This window comes from Finegoldia sp. BIOML-A2 (genome assembly GCF_009678315.1).
In the GTDB taxonomy this organism is placed as follows: Bacteria; Bacillota; Clostridia; order Tissierellales; family Peptoniphilaceae; genus Finegoldia; species Finegoldia magna.
In genome coordinates this window covers 421,422-442,887 of sequence record NZ_WKZE01000001.1, presented here as the reverse complement: position 1 = coordinate 442,887, position 21,466 = coordinate 421,422, and the positions used below count along the sequence as shown (strand labels likewise).

20 protein-coding genes are annotated in these 21,466 nt (G+C 33.8%); 15 read left to right on the top strand and 5 right to left on the bottom strand.

The genetic code is table 11. The features are described from left to right. Positions 1 to 190 precede the first annotated feature (190 nt). The 13 genes from secA to GKF99_RS01945 all read left to right on the top strand — a co-directional run bounded on the left by secA (position 191) and on the right by GKF99_RS01945 (position 15,209). The gene (secA, locus tag GKF99_RS02005; RefSeq protein WP_154272547.1) at positions 191 to 2,920 is read left to right on the top strand and encodes a preprotein translocase subunit SecA; all 2,730 of its coding nucleotides are present in this window, start codon (positions 191 to 193) and stop codon (positions 2,918 to 2,920) included. A 435-nt stretch (positions 2,921 to 3,355) separates the two neighbouring features. Next, positions 3,356 to 4,451, top strand: a protein-coding gene (prfB, locus tag GKF99_RS02000; RefSeq protein ID WP_194164447.1) for a peptide chain release factor 2 whose coding sequence is annotated in 2 segments (ribosomal slippage) — positions 3,356 to 3,427 and positions 3,429 to 4,451 — 1,095 coding nt in all. Because the reading frame shifts where the segments join, the coding sequence is not laid out codon by codon here. A gap of 53 nt (positions 4,452 to 4,504) precedes the next feature. Then, a complete protein-coding gene (locus GKF99_RS01995) occupies positions 4,505 to 5,623 on the top strand; it encodes a HipA domain-containing protein (protein WP_154272546.1) in 1,119 nt (372 codons plus the stop codon). Positions 5,624 to 5,687: 64 nt separating this feature from the next. Next, entirely contained in the window at positions 5,688 to 7,079 is a 1,392-nt protein-coding gene (pepD, locus tag GKF99_RS01990) for a beta-Ala-His dipeptidase (protein WP_154272545.1), read from the top strand. 14 nt (positions 7,080 to 7,093) lie between these two features. Continuing rightward, on the top strand, positions 7,094 to 7,417 hold the full coding sequence (locus GKF99_RS01985; RefSeq protein WP_154272544.1) for a DUF1292 domain-containing protein: 324 nt from the start codon (positions 7,094 to 7,096) through the stop codon (positions 7,415 to 7,417). Further along, positions 7,407 to 8,243, top strand: coding sequence for a Cof-type HAD-IIB family hydrolase (locus tag GKF99_RS01980; RefSeq protein WP_154272543.1), 837 nt, complete (start codon positions 7,407 to 7,409; stop codon positions 8,241 to 8,243). Before GKF99_RS01985 ends, GKF99_RS01980 begins: the two co-directional genes overlap by 11 nt. Further along, positions 8,236 to 8,676 (top strand): peroxiredoxin, encoded by a 441-nt coding sequence (locus GKF99_RS01975; protein WP_094207729.1) that lies wholly within the window; start codon positions 8,236 to 8,238, stop codon positions 8,674 to 8,676. The genes GKF99_RS01980 and GKF99_RS01975 overlap by 8 nt, the downstream gene beginning before the upstream one ends. Then, positions 8,669 to 9,604, top strand: a complete 936-nt coding sequence (locus tag GKF99_RS01970) for a TIGR01212 family radical SAM protein (RefSeq protein ID WP_154272542.1) — start codon at positions 8,669 to 8,671, stop codon at positions 9,602 to 9,604. Before GKF99_RS01975 ends, GKF99_RS01970 begins: the two co-directional genes overlap by 8 nt. Positions 9,605 to 9,648: 44 nt before the next feature. Continuing rightward, complete coding sequence (locus GKF99_RS01965) at positions 9,649 to 10,071, top strand: ATP-binding protein (protein ID WP_154272541.1); 423 nt, start codon at positions 9,649 to 9,651, stop codon at positions 10,069 to 10,071. Positions 10,072 to 10,951: 880 nt separating this feature from the next. Continuing rightward, entirely contained in the window at positions 10,952 to 11,857 is a 906-nt protein-coding gene (locus GKF99_RS01960) for a DUF5633 domain-containing protein (protein WP_154272540.1), read from the top strand. A gap of 707 nt (positions 11,858 to 12,564) precedes the next feature. After that, a complete protein-coding gene (locus tag GKF99_RS01955) occupies positions 12,565 to 13,623 on the top strand; it encodes a DUF5633 domain-containing protein (RefSeq protein ID WP_094209075.1) in 1,059 nt (352 codons plus the stop codon). A gap of 507 nt (positions 13,624 to 14,130) precedes the next feature. After that, positions 14,131 to 14,604, top strand: coding sequence for a site-2 protease family protein (locus tag GKF99_RS01950; protein WP_154272539.1), 474 nt, complete (start codon positions 14,131 to 14,133; stop codon positions 14,602 to 14,604). Between the two features lie 35 nt (positions 14,605 to 14,639). Further along, positions 14,640 to 15,209, top strand: coding sequence for a M50 family metallopeptidase (locus GKF99_RS01945; protein WP_241673555.1), 570 nt, complete (start codon positions 14,640 to 14,642; stop codon positions 15,207 to 15,209). A gap of 23 nt (positions 15,210 to 15,232) precedes the next feature. On the opposite strand, the gene GKF99_RS01940 is transcribed toward GKF99_RS01945, so the two are convergent. The 4 genes from GKF99_RS01940 to GKF99_RS08675 form a co-directional block, all read right to left on the bottom strand. Then, positions 15,233 to 16,369 carry an MFS transporter gene (locus GKF99_RS01940; protein WP_154272538.1) on the bottom strand — a complete coding sequence of 379 codons (1,137 nt, stop codon included), beginning with the start codon at positions 16,367 to 16,369 and terminating at the stop codon, positions 15,233 to 15,235. Between the two features lie 80 nt (positions 16,370 to 16,449). Next, complete coding sequence (locus tag GKF99_RS01935) at positions 16,450 to 16,662, bottom strand: hypothetical protein (RefSeq protein ID WP_154254768.1); 213 nt, start codon at positions 16,660 to 16,662, stop codon at positions 16,450 to 16,452. Positions 16,663 to 16,724: 62 nt separating this feature from the next. Then, complete coding sequence (locus GKF99_RS08680; protein ID WP_241673554.1) at positions 16,725 to 16,955, bottom strand: hypothetical protein; 231 nt, start codon at positions 16,953 to 16,955, stop codon at positions 16,725 to 16,727. A gap of 104 nt (positions 16,956 to 17,059) precedes the next feature. Further along, entirely contained in the window at positions 17,060 to 17,275 is a 216-nt protein-coding gene (locus GKF99_RS08675) for a hypothetical protein (protein ID WP_241673553.1), read from the bottom strand. Between the two features lie 844 nt (positions 17,276 to 18,119). Here GKF99_RS08675 and GKF99_RS01925 point away from each other — a divergent pair. Continuing rightward, the gene (locus GKF99_RS01925; RefSeq protein WP_154272537.1) at positions 18,120 to 20,093 is read left to right on the top strand and encodes a DUF5633 domain-containing protein; all 1,974 of its coding nucleotides are present in this window, start codon (positions 18,120 to 18,122) and stop codon (positions 20,091 to 20,093) included. 108 nt (positions 20,094 to 20,201) lie between these two features. Here the strand turns inward: GKF99_RS01925 and GKF99_RS01920 are convergent, their stop codons facing one another. Further along, entirely contained in the window at positions 20,202 to 20,654 is a 453-nt protein-coding gene (locus GKF99_RS01920) for a hypothetical protein (RefSeq protein WP_154272536.1), read from the bottom strand. A 238-nt stretch (positions 20,655 to 20,892) separates the two neighbouring features. On the opposite strand from GKF99_RS01920, the gene GKF99_RS01915 reads away from it, so the two are divergent. Beyond that, on the top strand, positions 20,893 to 21,432 hold the full coding sequence (locus tag GKF99_RS01915; protein WP_154272535.1) for a sigma-70 family RNA polymerase sigma factor: 540 nt from the start codon (positions 20,893 to 20,895) through the stop codon (positions 21,430 to 21,432). Positions 21,433 to 21,466 lie beyond the last annotated feature (34 nt).

The following is a 21,466-nucleotide window of genomic DNA, read 5'->3' as shown; positions in this document are numbered from 1 at the left end:
CTCTCTTTTGTATTGAAGATGATTTTATAAATAAATTTTTCGGATTTTCACCTAAAATTATATGCACTGTAATTTATTGGAAAATTTTATAAGTGATTTCCTTTAAATGTTGATGTTTTTGTTGTAAATGATGTGTTTACATGTTAAAATAAAAGGTAGTATTTATAGATATTAAAGTAAGGAGATTTATATGGGAGTATTTGAATCTATTTTTGGCTCAGCTAATAAAAAAGAGCTAAAGAAAATAGAACCAATTATTAAAAAAATTGAATCATATGATAAGTCTATGCAACAATTATCAGATGATGAATTAAAGCATAAAACTGTTGAATTCAAGGAAAGATTAAAGAACGGAGAAACTTTGGACGATATTTTACCAGAAGCGTTTGCTGTAGTTAGAGAAGCCAGCTACAGAGTTTTGGGTATGAAACAATATCGTGTGCAATTAATCGGTGGTGTTGTATTACACCAAGGTAGAATTGCAGAAATGAAAACTGGTGAAGGTAAGACTTTGGTTGCAACTTTACCTGCATATTTGAATGCGCTTAGTGGTAAGGGCGTTCACGTAGTTACTGTCAATGACTATCTTGCAAAGAGAGATAAAGAATGGATGGGAAAGGTTCACGAATTTTTGGGATTAACTGTAGGCGTTATCGTTTATGGTTTGGATAATGATGAAAGACGTGAAAACTACGCTTGTGATATTACTTACGGTACTAATAACCAATATGGTTTCGATTATTTGCGTGACAACATGGTTATTTACAAAAAAGACAAGGTTCAAAGAGGCCTTAACTTTGCAATCGTGGACGAAGTTGACTCTATTTTAATAGATGAAGCTAGAACTCCACTTATCATTTCTGGTCAAGGCGACGAATCTACAGATATGTACATGAGAGCAAATATGTTTGCTAATGGTTTGACTGGACGTATTATGGATCCAGAAGAAGACAAGCCAGATATTTTCGATCGTGAATTTAAGGATGAAACTGTAGATTTCTTGGTTGACGAAAAGAGAAAAACTGCCAGTCTTACAGAAATTGGTACTAAAAAAGCCGAAGAATATTTTGGTGTGGAAAACTTGTCTGACCCTAATAACATGGAATTAGCTCACCACATCAACCAAGCTTTGAAGGCTAACAATACAATGAAACGCGATATTGATTACGTAGTAAAAGATGACGAAATCCTTATCGTTGATGAATTTACTGGTCGTATCATGGAAGGTAGAAGATATTCTGATGGTCTTCACCAAGCCATAGAAGCAAAAGAAGGTGTTGAAGTTAAGAGCGAATCCAAAACTTTGGCAACAGTTACATTCCAAAACTACTTCAGAATGTACAACAAATTAAGTGGTATGACTGGTACTGCCAAGACTGAAGAAGCGGAATTCAATGAAATCTACAAGATGGACGTTGTTGAAATCCCTACTAACAAACCAGTAGCCAGAGTTGACGAACAAGACAGAGTTTACATCAACGAAAACGCTAAGTTCAACGCAATTGTTGAAGAAATAAAAGAAATTCACAAAACTGGACAACCAATTCTAGTTGGTACTATTTCAATTGAAGTTTCAGAAAAATTGTCCAAATTGTTGAAGAAAAACGGAATCAAACACGACGTATTGAACGCTAAGCAACACGAACGTGAAGCAGAAATCGTAGCACAAGCAGGTATGTTTGACAAAGTTACTATCGCAACAAACATGGCAGGTCGTGGTACCGACATTCTTTTAGGTGGTAACCCAGATTTCTTAGCAAAACACGATATGAAAAAACAAGGTTACGGCGAATACGTAATCGAAAGTTTGGATTCATTCTTGCCAAGTACAGACGAAGAATTAGTTGCAGCAAGAAATGTATACAACGAATTATACAAAAAATACAAGAAAATGACTGACGAAGATAAGAAAAAAGTTCTTGAAGTCGGAGGATTATACATCATCGGTACTGAACGTCACGAATCACGTCGTATTGACAACCAATTGCGTGGTCGTTCTGGCCGTCAAGGAGACCCTGGTAAATCAAGATTCTTCGTATCATTGGGAGACAACTTAATGAGATTGTTCGGTGGCGAAACTATTCAAAAATACGCTGAATCTGGCAAATTCCCAGAAGACGAACCAATGGAATTCAGAACAATCACTAAAGCAATCGAAAGAGCGCAAACAAAAGTTGAATCTAATAACTTTGGTATCAGAAAGAACGTATTGAAATACGACGACGTTATGAATGCACAACGTAAAGTAATTTATACTGAAAGGGATAAAGTACTTGACGGTGAAGATATGCACGAATCTATCGTGGCTATGATTAAAGACATCATTGCTAATGCAATTGACACATATTGCCAAGATCCAAAATCAGAAAATTGGGAAATGGAAGCATTGATGACATATCTTAACACATTCATTCCAGAAGGAACATTGGATCTTACAAGACTTAACAGTTACAACAAGAAAACTTTCACAGATTATGTAACACAAAAAGCATTGGAAGTTTACGGCGAAAAAGAAGAAGCCATCGGCAAAGAAAAATTCAGAGAAATCGAACGTGTAATTCTTCTTATGGTTGTAGATAGAAAATGGATGGATCACATTGATGCGATGGATCAATTGCGTCAAGGTATCGGTCTAAGAGCGTTCGGTCAACAAGACCCAGTAAGAGCTTACAACAACGAAGGTTTCGAAATGTTTGAAGATATGAACCACTCTATAAAAGAAGACACAGTTAGAGGAATGTTCAACGTTCAACCAGTTGAAGAAATCGAAAGAAAACAAGTAGCTCACGAAACTTCTGCATCAAGTGGAGAAGAAGAAATTAACAAACCAGTAGTTAAAGGTAAGAAAATCGGTAGAAACGATCCATGTCCATGCGGAAGTGGTAAGAAATACAAAAACTGCTGTGGTAAAAATAGATAATAAATAGTGGATAAGGGCGAAGTAAATTATCCTTATGCACGAATATCTGACTACAAAAATTGATGATTTCATAATTTCGAGCTCCTAAAATCGCAAGCCTCGCTAAAGCTCGGGCAGTCCGATTTTTAGACGGAGCTCTTCAATTTAAAATCAGAACATTTTTTTCCGTATGATATTCTTAGCAAAAGAATAAATACTTCTTAAAACACGAAAGGGTAGATATCCGTGCTATAAAGTTTGATGTTAACAGTTGAACAACTTAGCATAAGAATAAATACTTCTTAGAATGCGAAAAGTCAGATATCCGTGCTAAAAGTTTGGTGTCATTTATGAAAATTTTCAAACACCACTCACTATTACAAAAACAAATACAAACACAAAGGAGGAGAAATCCTCCTTTTTTGTTCAAAAAATATATGCAATTGGAGGATAAAAATGGACGTATTTTTAATTAACGAAAAAATAGAAAGTTTATCTCAAAATCTAAAAGAAATAAAGGAGTCTCTTTGACTTAGACAATCTAAGAAAAAAATTAGATGAATTGCAACAAGAAACATTGAAACAAGGATTTTGGGATGACAGCGACAAAGCACAAGAAATCTTCGACGAATTGAATTCAATAAAAGCTGATGTCGAAAACTACGATGAAATCGAAGAAAAAATCGAAGAAGTAAGAATGATGCTCGAAATCAGCAAAGAAGACAACACAGAAGAATACGAAAAAGAAATCTCCAAAACGCTCAAAAGTTTGGAAGAAAAAGTCGATGAATTCAAAATCAAAACGCTCTTAGTGGGAGAATACGACAAAAATAATGCGATTATGTCCATTCACGCAGGTGCAGGTGGGACTGAAGCACAAGATTGGGCGGAAATGTTACTGAGAATGTACACGAGGTGGATTGCAGACAAGAATTATTCCTACAAAATCACCGACTACAACCAAGACACAGAAGGTGGCATCAAATCCGTATCGTTAATCGTACAAGGAATCAACGCCTATGGATTTTTGAAAAGCGAAAAAGGAGTCCACAGACTTGTAAGGATTTCTCCGTTTGACCAACAAAAACGTCGCCACACATCATTCGCATCAGTGGACGTCTTCCCAGAAATCAAAGATAGTCACAACATTCAAATAGACGACAAAGATTTGAAGGTGGACACCTACAGAGCATCTGGTGCAGGAGGACAACACGTCAACATGACAGACTCTGCAGTTAGAATCACACATATTCCAACAGGTGTCACAGTCCAATGTCAAACAGAAAGATCACAAATCGCCAACAGAAAATACGCCATGGATATGCTTATCGCCAAGCTTATAATGATAAAAGAAGAAGAAAAGCGTGAAAAAATCGAAGACATCCAAGGCAAATACAACCAAATCGCGTGGGGCTCCCAAATCAGATCCTACGTCTTCCAACCGTACACATTGGTAAAAGATCACAGAACAAACTTTGAAAGTTCACAAGTGCAAGATGTGCTTGATGGTGATTTGGATAAATTCATAAATGCGTATTTGAGCCACAATTAAATTCACAATAAAATAACACAAATATAGTACAATATAGAAAAGGAGGGGATAGAATGGAATATGTAATCTACAATAAAAACACGCCGGTGTTTTCTTTTGAAATGATTCACAACAAAATCATAAAAATCATAGAAGTATTCAATCCAGAATATAGGCCGGTGCAAGTTAAGTACAACAATAAGAAAAATATAATCGAAAAAAGTAGCTTTGAACATTTTCTAAAAGGTAGAAGAATTCCAGATACCAGACAAGACAAGGACATTATTTTGAAAAACATTCAAGGTAAATCGCTTTACGAACTTAGCTTGGCGTATTTCGGGCTATCTCTTTCGGATCAATATTGGATAAAAGAAAAAAACGACAGCGTAGAATGGAAAGACATTAACTTTTTCCAAAATGATTTCTCACAAGATATGGGACTTTTTATGTTTGGCAAATCCGACAGTTCTTTTTCATTAAAAACTCCGAACAACACATCAGATGGTTGGCTTAAAAAAGCATGGATGCTAAATGAAGGTAAGAGAATTCTCGTTAAAGGCTCTTCGAAACCATTCTATCAAGAAGCTTTCAACGAAAAAATAGCCTATGAAATCTCAAAAGTTCTAGGAATTAATCATATTAAATATGAAATAGAAAATATTGGTGACAAGGCTTGTTCTGTGTGTGAGAATTTCATCGATGAAAACACGGAGCTTGTCCCAGTTAATGCGATTGTTCAAAATGTTCAAAAACCTAATCATATTTCAATGTATGATTTCGTGGTAGAAGAATTACAAAAACTTGGGATATCTGATGCAAAAGCCAAAATCGATGACATGCTTCTTCTTGATTATATAATTTTCAACGAAGACAGACATTTTAATAATTTTGGATTCATAAGAGATGTTGAAACGCTTGAAGTTAGAGGAATGGCTCCGATTTATGATTCGGGAACAAGCTTATTCTACAACACACTTGATACTGCGATAAATTCTTACAATCCTGATGTGAAGCCGTTCTATACGGACAGACAAAAACAGTTTGAGCTAATCAAAGAAAAAATCGACAAAAAAATTGATGCGAATAAAATTTACGAAATAATCGTAGACGTACTTTCAGAAAGTGATTATCTAGAAAAATTTGCACCTGATAGGAAAAAAATCATCGCAGACAGAGTAGCAAAATCTATATAATTAATGCATAAAATTTGTGGTTTTTGATTTCATAATGGGTATATAAGTCTTGAGGTGTAATTAAATGAAAAATATAGTATTAGAAAATTTCAGAGAATTGTCGAATGTTCCTCGTTGTTCATTTGACCAAAAAAGAATTAACGAATACTTAGTAAATAAAGCAAAACAACTAGGGCTTGACTACGATGTTGACGACGAATTAAACATCGTAATTAGAAAGTCTGCAACAGAAGATAAAAAAGGTCATCCAGGAGTTATTTTGCAAGGTCACATGGACATGGTTTGCGAAAAAGAAGATGACAGCGATCACGATTTTACAAAAGATCCGATAGAATTTATCGAAAAAGATGGCAAGTTAACTGCCAACAAAACAACGCTTGGAGCTGACAATGGAATAGCAATCGCAATGGGATTTGCTATTTTGGAAGATGAAAACTTGTCACATCCTGATTTGGAATTGATGATTACGACAAACGAAGAAGTTGGACTTATCGGTGCGAATGCCGTAAGCGAAGATTTCTTGAAAGGCAAATACCTTATCAACGTTGACAGCGAAGAAGAAGGAATCATGACTTGTGGTTGTGCTGGTGGCAATACTTTGAATTCTGAGTTTGCAATCAAACGCGAAGATTTCGGAAAATATTTCTACAGGATATCCATCAATGGTTTCAGAGGTGGTCACAGTGGTCAAGACATCAACAAAAATCACCTTAACGCCATCGAATCTACAGTTAAAATCCTAAAAGAATTATCGACACGTCACAATTTGAGAATTGTATCATTAAATGGTGGTACAAAACACAACGCAATCCCAAGAAATTGTGAACTTATAATTGCAAGTGAAGACGAAATCAAAGACGACGAAATAAACGTGGATGGTTTCAAACAAGTCGAAGAAAAGATGGAATTTAAGTTTGAACAAGTAGATGAAAAAACTCCAATGGACGAACAATCTACTGAACACATCTTGAATTTCCTAACAACAATTCCAAACGGAGTTGTGGACATGGTAAAAGGAAACGCCGATTTGGTGGAAACTTCTCTTAACCAATCAATCGCAAAAACAGAAGATGACAAATTCGTGTTTATGGTATCAATCAGATCCTCGGTTTTGGATAAGATAAAAGAAATTGAAGATTTGATTACAAATACAACAAAATCAAACAATGGAATAGTTAAATCTGAAGGATTCTACGAACCTTGGGAATACCGAGAAGATAGCGAACTAAGAGACAAATGTTTGAAAGTTTATAAGGAAGTCACAGGAAAAGATATGCAAGTGAATGTTATTCACGCAGGTCTTGAATGTGCAGTATTTTCAAAGAAATATCCGGACATGGACATGATTTCCATCGGCCCAGATATGACGGGAGTTCACACACCAAAAGAAACTTTGGATTTGGAATCTACAGCTAGGGTGTACGAATTCTTGAAGAAATTAGTAGAATCATTATAAAATGGAGGATAAAAATGAGTGACGAAAGAAATTTAGAAAACGAAGAATTAAACGAAGAAATGTATGATGAAGAAGAGTTAGATACAATCGTACTAACATTAGAAGATGGCGGCGAAATCGAATGTGGAATCCTTGGAGTATTCGAAGTTGAAGGCTACGACAGTGATTACATCGCACTTGTATCTGAAGATGACAACGAAATTATGATTTACAAATACGAAGAAATCAACGAAGAAGAAGCTAACTTAGATGTTATCGAAGACGATGCTGAATACGAAAAAGCAAAAGAAACATTTGAATCTCTTTTCGTGGATTTTGACGGAGAAGATGAAGAATAATTTTAAGGCTGTTATGATTGATCTGGACGGAACTCTTCTGACAGATGATAAAAAAATTACTGATTTCAGTAATCAAATTTTACAAAAGCTTTATGACAACCGCATAAAGATTATTATTGCGACAGGAAGAGGTCTATCCAGAGCTAAGCAATTAACCGAAAAATTAGATTTTGACAAAATAATCCTTGCAAATAATGGAGCTATTATTCACAGTAGCTCCAATATTGCAACGGATGAGGATTTGAAGTTGGAATCCAATGAGGTGGATGAGCTTAGCACTCTATCAGAGGAGTATGGGATAAGGCCGTATTTTTTTGTGGAAAACAAATGCGCACTTCTCATCCAAGATGAAGATGATAAGAAGAGTTTTGAGGATAGCGTGGGAGATATTGGTGAAATCATGACAGTGTCTGAGAGAAATTTGCCGATAGATGATTGTGTAAGCATGATTATGATAGCAAGAAAAGACCGTATTTACGATATTGTTGATCATATCAAGACCAATCCAAACGTGACATATCACATTCACACGAAGTATTTTTCCAAAAACATCAGAATGCTCGAAGTGCAAAACGTTAACACGGACAAATACAAAAGGGCAATTCATGTGCTTAAACATTTTGGAATAACAAGTGATGAAGTGGTTGCTATTGGCGATGCACACAACGATTTGGAAATGGTTGTGAACAGTGGACTTGGAGTTGCGATGAAAAACTCCGACGATATTTTGAAACAAAACGCAGACATCATAACACAATACACAAACGAAGAAGACGGAATGGCGAGATTTTTAGAAGAACTATTTGAGTTGAGGGATTATGAATAATTTAAAAGAATTTTTGAATGAAGAATATTATGACAAATACAAGGGCAAAAACTTGGTAGTATACATTTATCCAAAAGATAACACAAGTGGATGTACAATAGAAGCGGACGGATTTTCTGAAATTTACGACGAATTTCAAAAGCTTAACACAGAAGTTGTAGGAATCAGCAAGGATACAGAAAAAACACACGAAAATTTCAGAAAAAAACAAGGACTAAAACAAGAATTGATATCCGACCCAGAAAGAATATTCTTGAACAATTTTGGTTGCGTTTACAAGGGCAAAATGTTCGGAAAAGAAGTTACCAAAACAGAAAGAAGCACGTTTGTGTTTGACAAGGATATGAACTTGGTCAAAGAATTCAGAAAAGTAAAACCAGACGAAAACCCACAAGAAGTGTTGGATTTCGTACGAGACAACCTAAATGACTGATAGATATAACATTTACAGCAAATATCTAAAAGAACATTACGGAGAAAAAGTCTACAAACTTCCCATAAAACTGGATTTGACTTGTCCCAACAGAGATGGAAGGTTGGGGCATGGTGGTTGCATATATTGTCACGAAGAAGGTGGAAGCTTCGAAAACAAAGAAAAACACCTTTCAATTACAGAACAATTGGAAAAAGACAAACAAACCATCGAAAACAAATACAACGCCCACAAATTCATATCGTATTTTCAAAACTATTCCAACACGTATATGCCGCTTGAATTGTTCAGACAATACGTCAACGAAGCAGTTGTAGAAAATGTCGTTGCAGTCAGCGTATCCACAAGACCGGATTGCATAGCACGTGAGCATTTGGAAATACTAAAACAACTTCAAGACGAAAAAAACGTCGACATCATCATAGAGCTTGGACTTCAAACATCCAACAACAAAACTTTGAAGATAATCAACAGACAACACACAGTTGCGGATTTCATTCGTGCTTGTTTGATGATAAAAGAATACGGATTTAGAATTTGCACACACGTAATACTTGCACTTCCATGGGATGACATGGACGATGTCAGAGAAACAGCGAAGCTATTATCGGTATTAAAAGTTGACGAATGCAAAATCCATTCCCTTTACATTCCGAAACACACAATACTTGCGAAGTGGTACGAAGAAGGAAAAGTTAAACTCAAATCACTGGACGATTATGTGAATGAAGTTTGCGAATTTTTGAAATATTTGGATAAGGATATCCTCATTCAACGCTTAGTTGGCAGAATGCCCGAAGAGAATTCCGTATTTTGCAACTGGAATACAAGTCACTGGAAGATTCAAGATCTGATAATAGAAAAAATGGAACAAGAAAATATTTTCCAAGGTGATAATTTTGATAAAAGAATGGGTATAATAATATAAAGTAAATTAAACTTTTTAAAATGGTTTAAGAAAGGATGATAATAATGGTTAAATTTGTAGTAGGTCCTAAAGGTAGCGGAAAAACAAAATGGTTGATCGATAAGGCCAACGACGAAAAACAAAACAAAAACGGTAACATAATATTTATAGACTCTGATGACAAGCACATATTCTCGCTTGATCACTCAGTAAGACTTATAGATGCATCGACATTCCACATCTCAAGTCCAGAAAGTTTGTATGGATTTTTGGCAGGAATAATGTCACAAGATTTCGACATCGAAACAATTTACGTAGACGGAATTTACTCAATCGTTGAAATGACAGAACAACAATTAGAAGAATTCCTAGAAAGCTTGGAAGTTTTATCAAAAGAAGCTAACGTTAACTTCTTCATAGGAATGAACAAAGAAAAATCAAGCTTACCAGCAAAATACCACGAAGAAACAGTGGAATTGCACGATTAATACCTTCACGATAGACCCTTTGATAGGGTCTATTTTTTGGTGAGAAATTGTCGCTGCACGAGGGTAAGGAATAAAAGTCGTAACACGCATCGTCTGGCTTACATAAATTGACAAATTCTAATCTCAAAATTCTAAAATCTCAAACTCGTGCTACGCACTCAAACAATGAGATTTTTTAACGAATTTCTTCGATTGAATTTGACACAATTTACTCCAGATGACTCGCTTAGTTACGATCTTTTATTAAAATGCCACAATTGATTTTTAGTAAAATCAGTAATCTGATTTGTTTCACTGACAAGGAAAAGTGAATTTGTCGCTACGCAAACATACGGAATAAAAGTCGTAGCACGCAGAATCTCACTTACGTAAATTGACAAATTCTAACCTCGAAATTCTAAAATCTCAAACTCGTTCTACACACTCAGACAGTGAGATTTTTTAACGAATTTCTTCGATTGAATTTGACACAATTAACTCCAGATGACTCGTTTAGTTAAAAGCTTATTAGAGTGCTAATTTTTTCTTAGCAAATGCAGTAATCTGATTTGTTTCGCTAAAAAAGAAATATAAACTGTATTGTGTGATGGTAAAATATATAGTATAATAAATATAGATATAAAAGTAATTATTCAGTAAATTGCTTTTATAAAAGTCAAAGTTTGAGTACTTAATAACAAGAATTTTAATATGTGGAAAAATGTTTTCACAAGTCAAACGTGTACTTAATTTGGGATATATATTCCAAAAGGTCTACTTTGGGTATATAGGTTATAAAAGGAATAGCAAGAAATTGCTTGGAAACAGATTGAAATTGTGATGAAAAATGAAGGAAGGGACAAATTCCACCCATTAGGGAAGTTTCCATTGTCATTTTGGTATGAAGATTAACAAAAGATTATTGGTAGCGGCACTTGCAGCAACTTTAGTTTTTAGCAGTGGAGTGAGCACTTTTGCTACATCAGAAAGCAGAGAAGAGATTAGAAAACAAGAACAAGAAATATCTGCTGAAATTATAAAGGGCACATTGGATAGTGTTGATAAGATTTTAGGAAAATTAGAACAAACTCCAGAAGTGGAAAAATTAAAGGAAAGAGTAAAAGAAGAAAGAAAAATTCTTAATGAACCTCAAGCTTTGAATGTTAGATATGCTAAGGGAATGTTGAAATATTACAATGAAGAAATAGACAAAATCAAACATTCAAAACCTCAACCTGAATTTGATACAAAAGAAGAAGCAGAAGAAGCAGCCAAGAAAGACTTGGAGACAGAATTAGTAAAAAATGCATTTGATTTAGAAGAAAAAGACGGCAAATGGCACTACACATTAAAATTCAAGGAAATCGAACCAGAAAAATCAAACAATTCAGATAAAAAAGAAAAAACAGAAGAAAAGACTGCCGAAGAAAAGAAACAAACAGAAAAAGAAAAGAAAGTAGATGGATTGAAAAATTCAGCAGAAAAACAAAAGGAAGAAGAAGCAAAGAAGGCTGAAGAAGCAAAGAAGGCTGAAGAAGAAAAAAAGGCTGAAGAAATGAAAGCTGAAGCTAAGAAAAAAGCTGAAGAATTTAAGAAGAATGCAGAAAAGAAGAAAGTAACTTTAGTTAGAAAATCTGAAAAAGTAAATAAAACTTATTCAGAAAAAGAAGTTAGTATACCAGTGAAAACAACAATAGAAAAGAAAAAACTACCAAAAGCTGGTAGTGAAGCTGAAATATTAACACTAGCAACAGCATCATTGGCAAGTGTTGTGGGTGCATTCGTATCACTTAAAAAACGTAAATAAAACTAAGATTTAAGAATAGTAAAATGGGGTCTTGTGATCCCATTTTTTATTTGGAAAGTAAAATACTTGATCGCATGAATACATGGACGAGAGGATAAGTCGCTTCACAAACATACGAAATAAAAGTCGTAACACGCAGAATATCACTTACGTAAATTGAATGCCGAAATTGTTTCAGACCTAGATAAATCAGAAAACTGTTTTGCACGAATATCTAGCTTACGAAAATAAAAAAATCCTTACGCTCATGCCCCTAAAATCTCAAGTGCGTCTGCGACTGGCACGAGTGAGATTTTTGACGGGTCACTTCGCTTGGATTTTTGGTTATTTTCTCCAGACGATATTCTTAGCAAATGCAGTAATCTGATTTATTTCACTGACAAGAAATATAATCTGTATTGTATGATGGTAAAATGTATAGTATAATAAATATAAATATAAAAAGTAATTATTCAATAAATTACTTCTGTAAACAGTAAAGTTTGAGTACTTAATAACAAGAATTTTAAAATGTGGAAAAATGTTTTCACAAGTCAAACATGTACTTAATAATTTGGGATATATATTCCAAAAGGTCTACTTTGGGTAGATAGGTTATAAAAGGAATGGCAAGAAATTGCTTGGAAACGGATTTGAAATATATTTGAAAGGCTGAAGGGAGGCGACAAATTCCACCCGTTGAGGGAAGTTTCCATTGTCATATTAATATGAAATTTAATAAAAAATTATTGGTAGCAGTGCTTGCGGGAACTTTAGTTCTTGGCAGTGGAGTTAGCACTTATGCTACAGCGGACAATACAAATAATGCGAAAAAGCTACAAGAAAAAGTTTCTGTTGAAGTTTTAAATAAAATTTTGAGTAATGTTGATAAAATTATAGAAAAATTAGAAAAAGATTCTGAATTATTAAAATTAGAAAAAAATCCTGAATTTAAGAAGCTTGGAAAAATTTCCGAAGTAGAAAAATTAAAGATAGAAGTAAAAAAAGAAAGAGCGGTCTTTGATATACCAACAGGTTTAAATACTGAATACGCAATAGGAATGTTGAGACGTTTTGATGAAGCAATAGAAAAAATCAAACAATTAAAAGCTCAACCTGATTTTGATACTAAGGAAAAAGCAGAAGAAGAAGCAAAAAAAGACTTGGAAACAGAATTAGTAAAAAATGCATTTGACTTAGAAGAAAAAGACGGCAAATGGCACTACACATTAAAATTCAAGGAAATTAAACCAGAAAAATCAACTAATTCAGATAAAAAAGAAAAAACAGAAGAAAAGACTGACGAAGAAAAGAAACAAGCAGAAAAAGAAAAGAAAGTAGATGGATTGAAAAATTCAGCAGAAAAACAAAAAGAAGAAGAAAAGAAGAAGGCTGAAGAAGAAGCAAAAAAAGCCGAAGAAGAAAAGAAAGCCGAAGAAGAAAAAGAAAAGGAAGAAGCAAAGAAAAAGGCTGAAGAAGAAAAGAAAAAGGCCGAGGAAGCAAAGAAGGCTGAGGAAGAAAAGAAATCTGAAGAGATGAAAGCTGAAGCTAAGAAAAAAGCCGAAGAATTCAAGAAAAACGCAGAAAAGAAAAAAGTAACTCTTGTTAAGAAATCAGAAAAAGTTAATATAACTACCTCAGACAACAAAGTTAGTAGACCAGTAAAAACTACTACAGATAAGAAAAAACTACCAAAGGCTGGTAGTGGAGCTGAAATATTAACACTAGCAACAGCATCATTGGCAAGTGTTGTGGGTGCATTCGTATCACTTAAAAAACGTAAATAAAACTAAGATTTAAGAATAGTAAAATGGGGTCTATTGATCCCATTTTTTATTTGGAAAGTAAAAAACTTGATTGCATGAATACATGGACGAAAGGATAAGTCGCAACACAAACATACGGAATAAAAGTCGTAACACGCAGAATCTGGCTTACGTAAATTGAATGCCGAAATTGCTTCAGACCTAGATAAATCAGAAAACTGATTTGCACGAATACCTGACTTACGAAAATAAAAAAATCCTCACACTTGTGATCCTAAAATCTCAACTGCACCTTCTGCTTTCACGAGTGAGATTTTTGACGGGTCACTTCGCTTGGATTTTTAGTTATTTTCTCCAGACGATATTCTTAGCAATAGCAGTAATCTGATTTGTGTACCTGACAAAAATACGTATTGCATACCATCCACCATCTACTCCCAAAATGCATATTTTTTCACAAAATACTTGACAAAAAATAGTGTGGGGAGGTAGAATGAAATCGTAATCATAAATATTCAGGAGGAGACGATGATGATTGAGTTAATCATTAAATACTTGATAATAATTACTCTTGTATTTTGTCATGAAATGGGACATATTTTAATGTGTATTATTTTCTTTAAATGTAAAGATTGGAAAATAGATATGGGATTTGGTAAGGTTTTATTTGAAACTAAAAGACTTATTATAAGACCTATAATTGTTGTTGGTAAAATACTCCCACAGTTAGATGGGGAATATTATAATAGCAAGAGCAAATTACAAAAAATAATGATTCCATTAGGTGGACCATTATTTAATTTAATAGTACTGATTGTTACAATTCCATTATTAATAAGTGAAGGGAAAATGATAGCTGGATATTCACATCTTTTTCAAGAATCAATAAAGTTTTTGTTGCGATTTAATATGGCACAACTTTTCTGGACTTTGTTACCAATTTATTATAAAAGAGATGTTCCTAGCGACGGTAGAAGAATAATTGAAATAATTAAGAACTAATTTATAATTGTATAATTTACATAATCGAGGTTAAAATGTTTAATACACTAATGATAGTAGTAATATCTTATTTTGTTTATCAAATTTCTCAACTCTTACATGAGATGGGACATGCTATTGCTTATCGCTTAGCTTACCAATCAAAGAAATGGAGAATTGAAATCGGAAGAGGCAAACAAATATTGAAAACCAAAAGGTTTAAAATACATTTAATTCCCGCCGATGGAGCATGCTACTTAGATGATGATTATGAAGATTGGTATTACAAGAAAAATTTGATTGTATTTTTGGCAGGGCCACTTGTTAACATTATTTTATTTGTAAGTATGATTCCATTTATCTATGATATCAATCATTCAACTGATGTGAGTAGTTTTTACCGTAACATCGTATTTATCACATTTTATATTAATTTCTGGAAGGCTTTTATTGGCTTATTACCAAAAGAATACGAAGGTGTTAGAGCAAAACAATCTGACGGACTTCAATGCCTAAATGCAATAAAAGGAATAAAAAAAAACAACGAAAATCTAATACTATTAAACACACCAAAAATCCCTTGTCACACGACAAGGGATTTTTATAACTTATATCATACTTACTAAACTCACAAATCACGATACAGACTTTACGGTATATTATCATTTCTAAGCATAATCGCACTCAGCAATAGTGATGCGGCTATAAACACGAAGATATATTTGTAATTGAACGATGAAATATACGAGTTTGCCAACAAGAATACTACCTCGAAGACATCAGCGAAGAAGCTAAATGCTGATAGCATGGTTGCTCTGTGATTTTTGAAGCCTATTGTGTCTATATAATTGTTTTGGATTTTTTCAATAAATATCCCCAAGACAGACAAGATTGTTGGAAGAATAATCATCAACAACACTACGGGCTTTCCAGATATCACGCATAATCCAGCAAAGAACAATGATGCAATAACTGAAAATAATCGAACTTTGTTCCATGCTTTTTGTTCTCCTAGATATTTTATGATAAATGTTTGTGAGAGTTGAAGTCCCGAGTAAGCTAGGATGAGTGGCGACACTATGTTTTCCGAATATCCATTGTCAATTATGACTTTTACATAGAAGAAGTTGATCAACAAAAATGACAAATTAAACAACGATACGATTAACACGATTACTCTAAAAGTTTTATCGTGTACCAATAGCTTCAATGTTTTTGACAAATTAAATTGTTCCTCATTATCACTTGAGTTGTCGGTATCTGGAATAAAAATAGAAATCACAGTTGCGATTACATTTGCAATTATTGTTACCCAAATCAAAGCGTTAATGTTCCATCTTGAATTAATAAAAGGAAATATTACGGTTGATACGATAAAAGCGATCGTTCCCCAATTGTAGAACTTAGAAATATTATTACTATAATTATCATCACCGAAAAGCTTGTATACGTAGGCACTTATTGTTCCGGAATTCAATGCAAAAGCAATTCCTTCAAGCAAGGCTTCCACTGCAAAAAGAATAAAATTATTGGATACTAGTAAAATTATCCTTGCAGTTAGCATAGTAAACTGTGCGAGAACTATTGACTTTTTCAGCCCGATTTTATCGGTCAACACACCCAAAGGAAATTCACAAACCATGCAAGTAACAGACAGTATCGCTTGTAACACAAAAAACTGCGACAAGCTAATTCCTCTATCCGTCCTAACCAACAACGCAACAGGCGCATAAAATATTAAATTGGAAAATAAATTCATTGCGTATATTTTTCTTGAAGTTTTCATACATATATTATAACTCTTTTTCAATAAAATATACTTTATCACACACAAAAATCCCTTGCCACATGACAAGGGATTGATTATTATAATTTACTTCTATCGTTATCTGAGTTCATCAACAATTGATAAACTTGGATTTCTCCGATTAACTTCAATTCTTCAAAGCCACGGCGGCGAAGTTCGTCACGTTCGTGTTCGTTTTCGTAATTTGCATCTGTTTTGAAATAATTTTCCAAAATCTCTGAAACTTTTTCCTTATTATTTGCGTTTTTAAGTACTTCTTCTCTAATATACATATAACATACCTCCTAAAATTGTTGCTATCTTACATATAATTATACCCCAAAAACGCACAAATCTACCTTATAATATTTACTCCGTCTTCCACGACGTATTTCAAATCACAATCGCTCAACAATCCATTCATCCACGCACGACGAAACTCATCGTAAACTTCAGAAGATTCTCCATAGATGTAATACTGTTCGTGCACATCAATTCTCTTAATCCAACGGAACTCTCCATCATCTGATTCCACTGGCAAATTCGCCATATCGCAAGGCATCCCATCCAAGAACTTATCGGACATAAATTGAAACGCATCAGAAGCATCACCCGAGAAATCCTCCTTCGCACCAAAATCATAGGCGATTTTAAGAGCATCTTCAAGCTTATCTTCTTTTTTCAGCTCACTTAAAATCTTCGCAAATTATCCTCGACGATTCCAACTCTCACCTGCAACCATCCGTGAATATTGTCTGTGTCAATCAAATCCTCCAACGCTCCACGTTCAATATTTTTCAAATCGACATTTTCATCCAACAACTCACTCATCTTGCGTGTAATCTCATCAACGTAATTTATCTTATCGAACATTATATAATGAATTTTTCCTAAAAATCTTGACATATTATCCCTCCATTTATTTGATTATATTATACTGATAAGAGTTACAATAATCCGTAACCATTGTTACGTGGTATAATTAAATTGAAAATAAAAAATCGCAGAATTAGCTTATAAACCAAAGAAAAACTGGTCGTTCACACTCGAAAATTCAAATTTAAAACATCATAAAATAATAAAAAAACATAATATTGCAATAATATTTCGACATATCACAATAAGTGATTAAAAACCCAAGAAACACACTACATATTGACTTCGAAATAAAAAATATTGAATAACAAATTGCATAACTATTCTACAAAATATATACACAAAAAGATTTTTGTAAACTTATTGTAATATTTGAACTTATGTAGTATAATGAGCTTAAACTAATATAGTAGTGTGATAAAGGAAACTTTATGAATAGCAAAAGATTGGATAATTATTAACGAATATTCAATTTAAGAATGTGGTGATAAGTTTTTGTTCAATAATGCAACAAAACTTAACACTGTTATATTTAACAAATATAATAATGTTTTCACGAAATCACAACAAGACACATGATTATAACTACTAGAAATAGTAGCTAAAATAAAAGGTAGGCGTTGAATTTACCGAACCTAACGCTTGTGGACATTGTCCTTGGGAAATTTTAGGACAGTGGACGAAGCAAGAACACTGATTTAATAAATTGGTGAAATTCGATTGTTGACCACCCTTTTTGGGTAAACAATAACTAAGGAATGGCAATATAATTGCTTGGAAACGAATTTGATTTAAATAGCATTGAATGCAAAAAATTTAAAAGGAGGAGACAAATTCCACCCTTATTAAGGGAAGTTTCCATTGTCATGATAGTATGAAAATTAATAAAAAATTATTAATGGCTGCACTTGCAGGTGCAATTGTAGCAACAGGTGGAGTAGGATCATTTGCTCAAGAAGAATTTGAAAATCCAGACGCACCAAAGTTAACAGACAAAGCTCTAGATGGATCAGATAATCCAATGTTTAAAGATCACGAATATAAAGGAATTCCAGCTGGTACTGAAGACAAAGGCCCTGGAATATTCAAAGATCACGAATATAAACCATCTGATGATAAAAAAGAAGATGAAGAAACACCAGAAAAACCAGAAAAAGAAGGAAAAATTTCTGATAACTTTTATGATCAATCAGAACATCCATATGCTTTCAGAACAAAAGCTGAAGCTGAAGAAGCAGCTAAAAGAGCTTTAGAAAATGAATTATTAAACCCTGGTCATATAAATAATAGTTACAAAGTTTCACAAAAAACTGACGGAAACTGGGAATATGTATTATCACCAAACCTAGCTGAAACTCCAAAAAAACCAGAAGAACCAAAAGAAGAAGAAGTTACAATCAAAGCTAACTTAATCTTTGCAGATGGAAGCACACAAACTGCAGAATTCAAAGGAACATTCGCAAAAGCAGTATCAGATGCTTACGCTTACGCAGATGCTTTAAAGAAAGATAATGGAGAATATACTGTAGAAACTGCAGATAAAGGCTTAACTTTAAATATTAAATTTGCTGGTAAAACATCAGAAAAACCAAAAGAAGAAGTTACAATCAAAGCTAACTTAATCTTTGCAGATGGAAAAACACAAACTGCAGAATTTAAAGGAACATTTGAAGAAGCAACAGCAGAAGCTTATGCTTATGCAGATTTGTTATCAAAAGAACATGGTAAATATAAAACAGACTTAGAAGATGGTGGATACACTATTAACATCAGATTTGCTGGAAAAGACGAAAAACCAGAAGGACCAAAAGAAGAAGTTACAATCAAAGAAAACTTGTACTTTGCAGATGGAACAGTACAAACTGCAACATTCAAAGGAACATTTGAAGAAGCAACAGCAGAAGCTTACAGATATGCTGACTTATTATCAAAAGAACATGGTAAATATAAAGCAGACTTAGAAGATGGTGGATACACTATTAACATCAGATTTGCTGGAAAAGACGAAAAACCAGAAGGACCAAAAGAAGAAGTTACAATCAAAGAAAACTTGTACTTTGAAGATGGAACAGTACAAACTGCAACATTTAAAGGAACATTTGAAGAAGCAACAGCAGAAGCATACAGATATGCAGATTTATTATCAAAAGAACATGGAAAGTATACAGCAGATTTAGAAGATGGTGGATACACTATTAACATCAGATTTGCTGGAAAAGACGAAAAACCAGACGAAAAAGAACAAGTAACAATTAAAGAAAATATATATTTTGAAGATGGAACAGTACAAACTGCAACATTTAAAGGAACATTTGAAGAAGCAACAGCAGAAGCTTACAGATATGCAGACTTGTTAGCAAAAGAACATGGTAAATATAAAGCAGACTTAGAAGATGGTGGATACACTATTAACATCAGATTCGCTGGAAAAGAAAAACCAGATGTACCATCAACTCCTGATGTACCATCAACTCCTGATGTACCATCAAACCCATCAACACCAGATGTTCCTTCAAACCCAGAAAAACCTGGTGAAGGTGAAAAACCTGGTGAAGGTGAAAAACCTGGCGAAGGTGAAAAACCTGGCGAAGGTGAAAAACCTGGTGAAGGTGAAAAACCTGGCGAAGGTGAAAAACCTGGTGAAGACAAAAAACCTGATGAAAACAAAAAACCTGATGAAAACAAAAAACCAGAAAAACCTGGAAAAGAAAACACTGATTCTCCAAACAAGAAGAAAGAAAAAGCTAAATTACCAAAAGCTGGTAGCGAAGCTGAAATCTTAACATTAGCAGCAGCAGCTTTATCAACAGCAGCAGGTGCTTATGTTTCAATCAGAAAACGTAAATAATTTTTCCTTTCATTGATAGGCAGATTTATATTTTAAAATGGGACTAATTTTGGTCCCATTTTTTCATGCAAAAAACTGATACGAGTTGTATCAGTTTTTTTGTGATTTTTATTTGGTGAGTATGTCCAAGTTTGTCGTATAATCATCTATCAAAAGCCTGGCAAGTTTCGCTTTTTGGATTTTGTCGTCGATGCTTTTCTTGGATTCTAGTGTTGTGATTTTTTGATTATTCACAAGTATTATGTGTCCTGTTTTGATTTCTTCGATGGATTCGATGTTGAACAGTCCATAACTTCCGTCGTTTTTGGATATTGGTTTTCTGACTTTGATCATGCAGTACGTTCCGTTTTTAAAACAAATAGGAGGATTTTTGGTTATGTTCAGGGATTTTTTGATTAATTTCTTGGCTTCTGTGATGTCGATTAATTGGTTGCGGGCGATTTTTTTGATGCAGCAATCCAATGAACAATAATTGGTAGTGGTGAAATCATTAAAATAAAGTCGGACTGCATTGCCGATATTGTCTACGTATATCGGAATGATTGCTTGTAATTGTTTCATAAATTCTCCTTTTATTTTATGATAATTTTATTATAACAGAACATACGTTCCTACACAAGTGTTTTCGATTTCAATTTATAATGAATTGGTTTGTTTTGTGAAGAATGATGATGCTTTTTTATAAAATAATTGAATAGTTCACGCAATTACTATTGGTTTTGATGTTGTTTTACGTTTCATTCTTGATTAATAAAATCCTCTCATCGATTGTAAAATTGAGAAAAAGGAGATGGGAATCATGAATTACAAAGAGATAGATTATATTGTGAATAACAAAATTTTGAATGATAAGAGAATTTACAAGGCTTTTGAGCCGTTGATTATTAGTAGTATAAAAAAATATTATGATAGGGCGGATATTTTTGAGGAGCTTGTGGATGATGGCAAGACTGAGATTATGTATGCGATTATGGAGTATGATGGTTCGAAGAAGGTTCCGTTCAATTATTATTTGAAGCAGAGGTTGAGGTTTTTCTATTTGAAGAAGAATCCTAGAAGAAGTGTTTCGTCGTTGAATTATACTAATGAGGATGGAGATGAGGTGATGAATTTGATTGAATCTGATGAGAATATCGAACAGGATTTTGAGGATAGGTTGGAGATTAAAAAGCTTTATGAGAGGGTGCGTAAGCTTCCCGAAAAGCAACAGAAGATTATTTACGAGAATTTCCTTAGAGAAAAAAGTGCGAGGGAGATTTGCAAAGAATTGAATATGAAACAGTCGACATTCTACAATACGAGAAGCAAGGCGTTGGAGAATTTGCGCAAGATGTATTGATTGTAGGGTGTGGATTGGGTGGGCTTATATAGAT

What these genes read in the sequence shown, in the direction of transcription:
- secA (WP_154272547.1), top strand. Translation starts at nt 191, where the DNA reads ATGGGAGTATTTGAATCTATTTTTGGCTCAGCTAATAAAAAAGAGCTA.
- GKF99_RS01995 (WP_154272546.1), top strand. Translation starts at nt 4,505, where the DNA reads ATGGAATATGTAATCTACAATAAAAACACGCCGGTGTTTTCTTTTGAA.
- pepD (WP_154272545.1), top strand. Translation starts at nt 5,688, where the DNA reads ATGAAAAATATAGTATTAGAAAATTTCAGAGAATTGTCGAATGTTCCT.
- GKF99_RS01985 (WP_154272544.1), top strand. Translation starts at nt 7,094, where the DNA reads ATGAGTGACGAAAGAAATTTAGAAAACGAAGAATTAAACGAAGAAATG.
- GKF99_RS01980 (WP_154272543.1), top strand. Translation starts at nt 7,407, where the DNA reads ATGAAGAATAATTTTAAGGCTGTTATGATTGATCTGGACGGAACTCTT.
- GKF99_RS01975 (WP_094207729.1), top strand. Translation starts at nt 8,236, where the DNA reads ATGAATAATTTAAAAGAATTTTTGAATGAAGAATATTATGACAAATAC.
- GKF99_RS01970 (WP_154272542.1), top strand. Translation starts at nt 8,669, where the DNA reads ATGACTGATAGATATAACATTTACAGCAAATATCTAAAAGAACATTAC.
- GKF99_RS01965 (WP_154272541.1), top strand. Translation starts at nt 9,649, where the DNA reads ATGGTTAAATTTGTAGTAGGTCCTAAAGGTAGCGGAAAAACAAAATGG.
- GKF99_RS01960 (WP_154272540.1), top strand. Translation starts at nt 10,952, where the DNA reads ATGAAGATTAACAAAAGATTATTGGTAGCGGCACTTGCAGCAACTTTA.
- GKF99_RS01955 (WP_094209075.1), top strand. Translation starts at nt 12,565, where the DNA reads ATGAAATTTAATAAAAAATTATTGGTAGCAGTGCTTGCGGGAACTTTA.
- GKF99_RS01950 (WP_154272539.1), top strand. Translation starts at nt 14,131, where the DNA reads ATGATGATTGAGTTAATCATTAAATACTTGATAATAATTACTCTTGTA.
- GKF99_RS01945 (WP_241673555.1), top strand. Translation starts at nt 14,640, where the DNA reads ATGTTTAATACACTAATGATAGTAGTAATATCTTATTTTGTTTATCAA.
- GKF99_RS01940 (WP_154272538.1), bottom strand. Translation starts at nt 16,369, where the DNA reads ATGAAAACTTCAAGAAAAATATACGCAATGAATTTATTTTCCAATTTA.
- GKF99_RS01935 (WP_154254768.1), bottom strand. Translation starts at nt 16,662, where the DNA reads ATGTATATTAGAGAAGAAGTACTTAAAAACGCAAATAATAAGGAAAAA.
- GKF99_RS08680 (WP_241673554.1), bottom strand. Translation starts at nt 16,955, where the DNA reads ATGTCCGATAAGTTCTTGGATGGGATGCCTTGCGATATGGCGAATTTG.
- GKF99_RS08675 (WP_241673553.1), bottom strand. Translation starts at nt 17,275, where the DNA reads ATGTCAAGATTTTTAGGAAAAATTCATTATATAATGTTCGATAAGATA.
- GKF99_RS01925 (WP_154272537.1), top strand. Translation starts at nt 18,120, where the DNA reads ATGAAAATTAATAAAAAATTATTAATGGCTGCACTTGCAGGTGCAATT.
- GKF99_RS01920 (WP_154272536.1), bottom strand. Translation starts at nt 20,654, where the DNA reads ATGAAACAATTACAAGCAATCATTCCGATATACGTAGACAATATCGGC.
- GKF99_RS01915 (WP_154272535.1), top strand. Translation starts at nt 20,893, where the DNA reads ATGAATTACAAAGAGATAGATTATATTGTGAATAACAAAATTTTGAAT.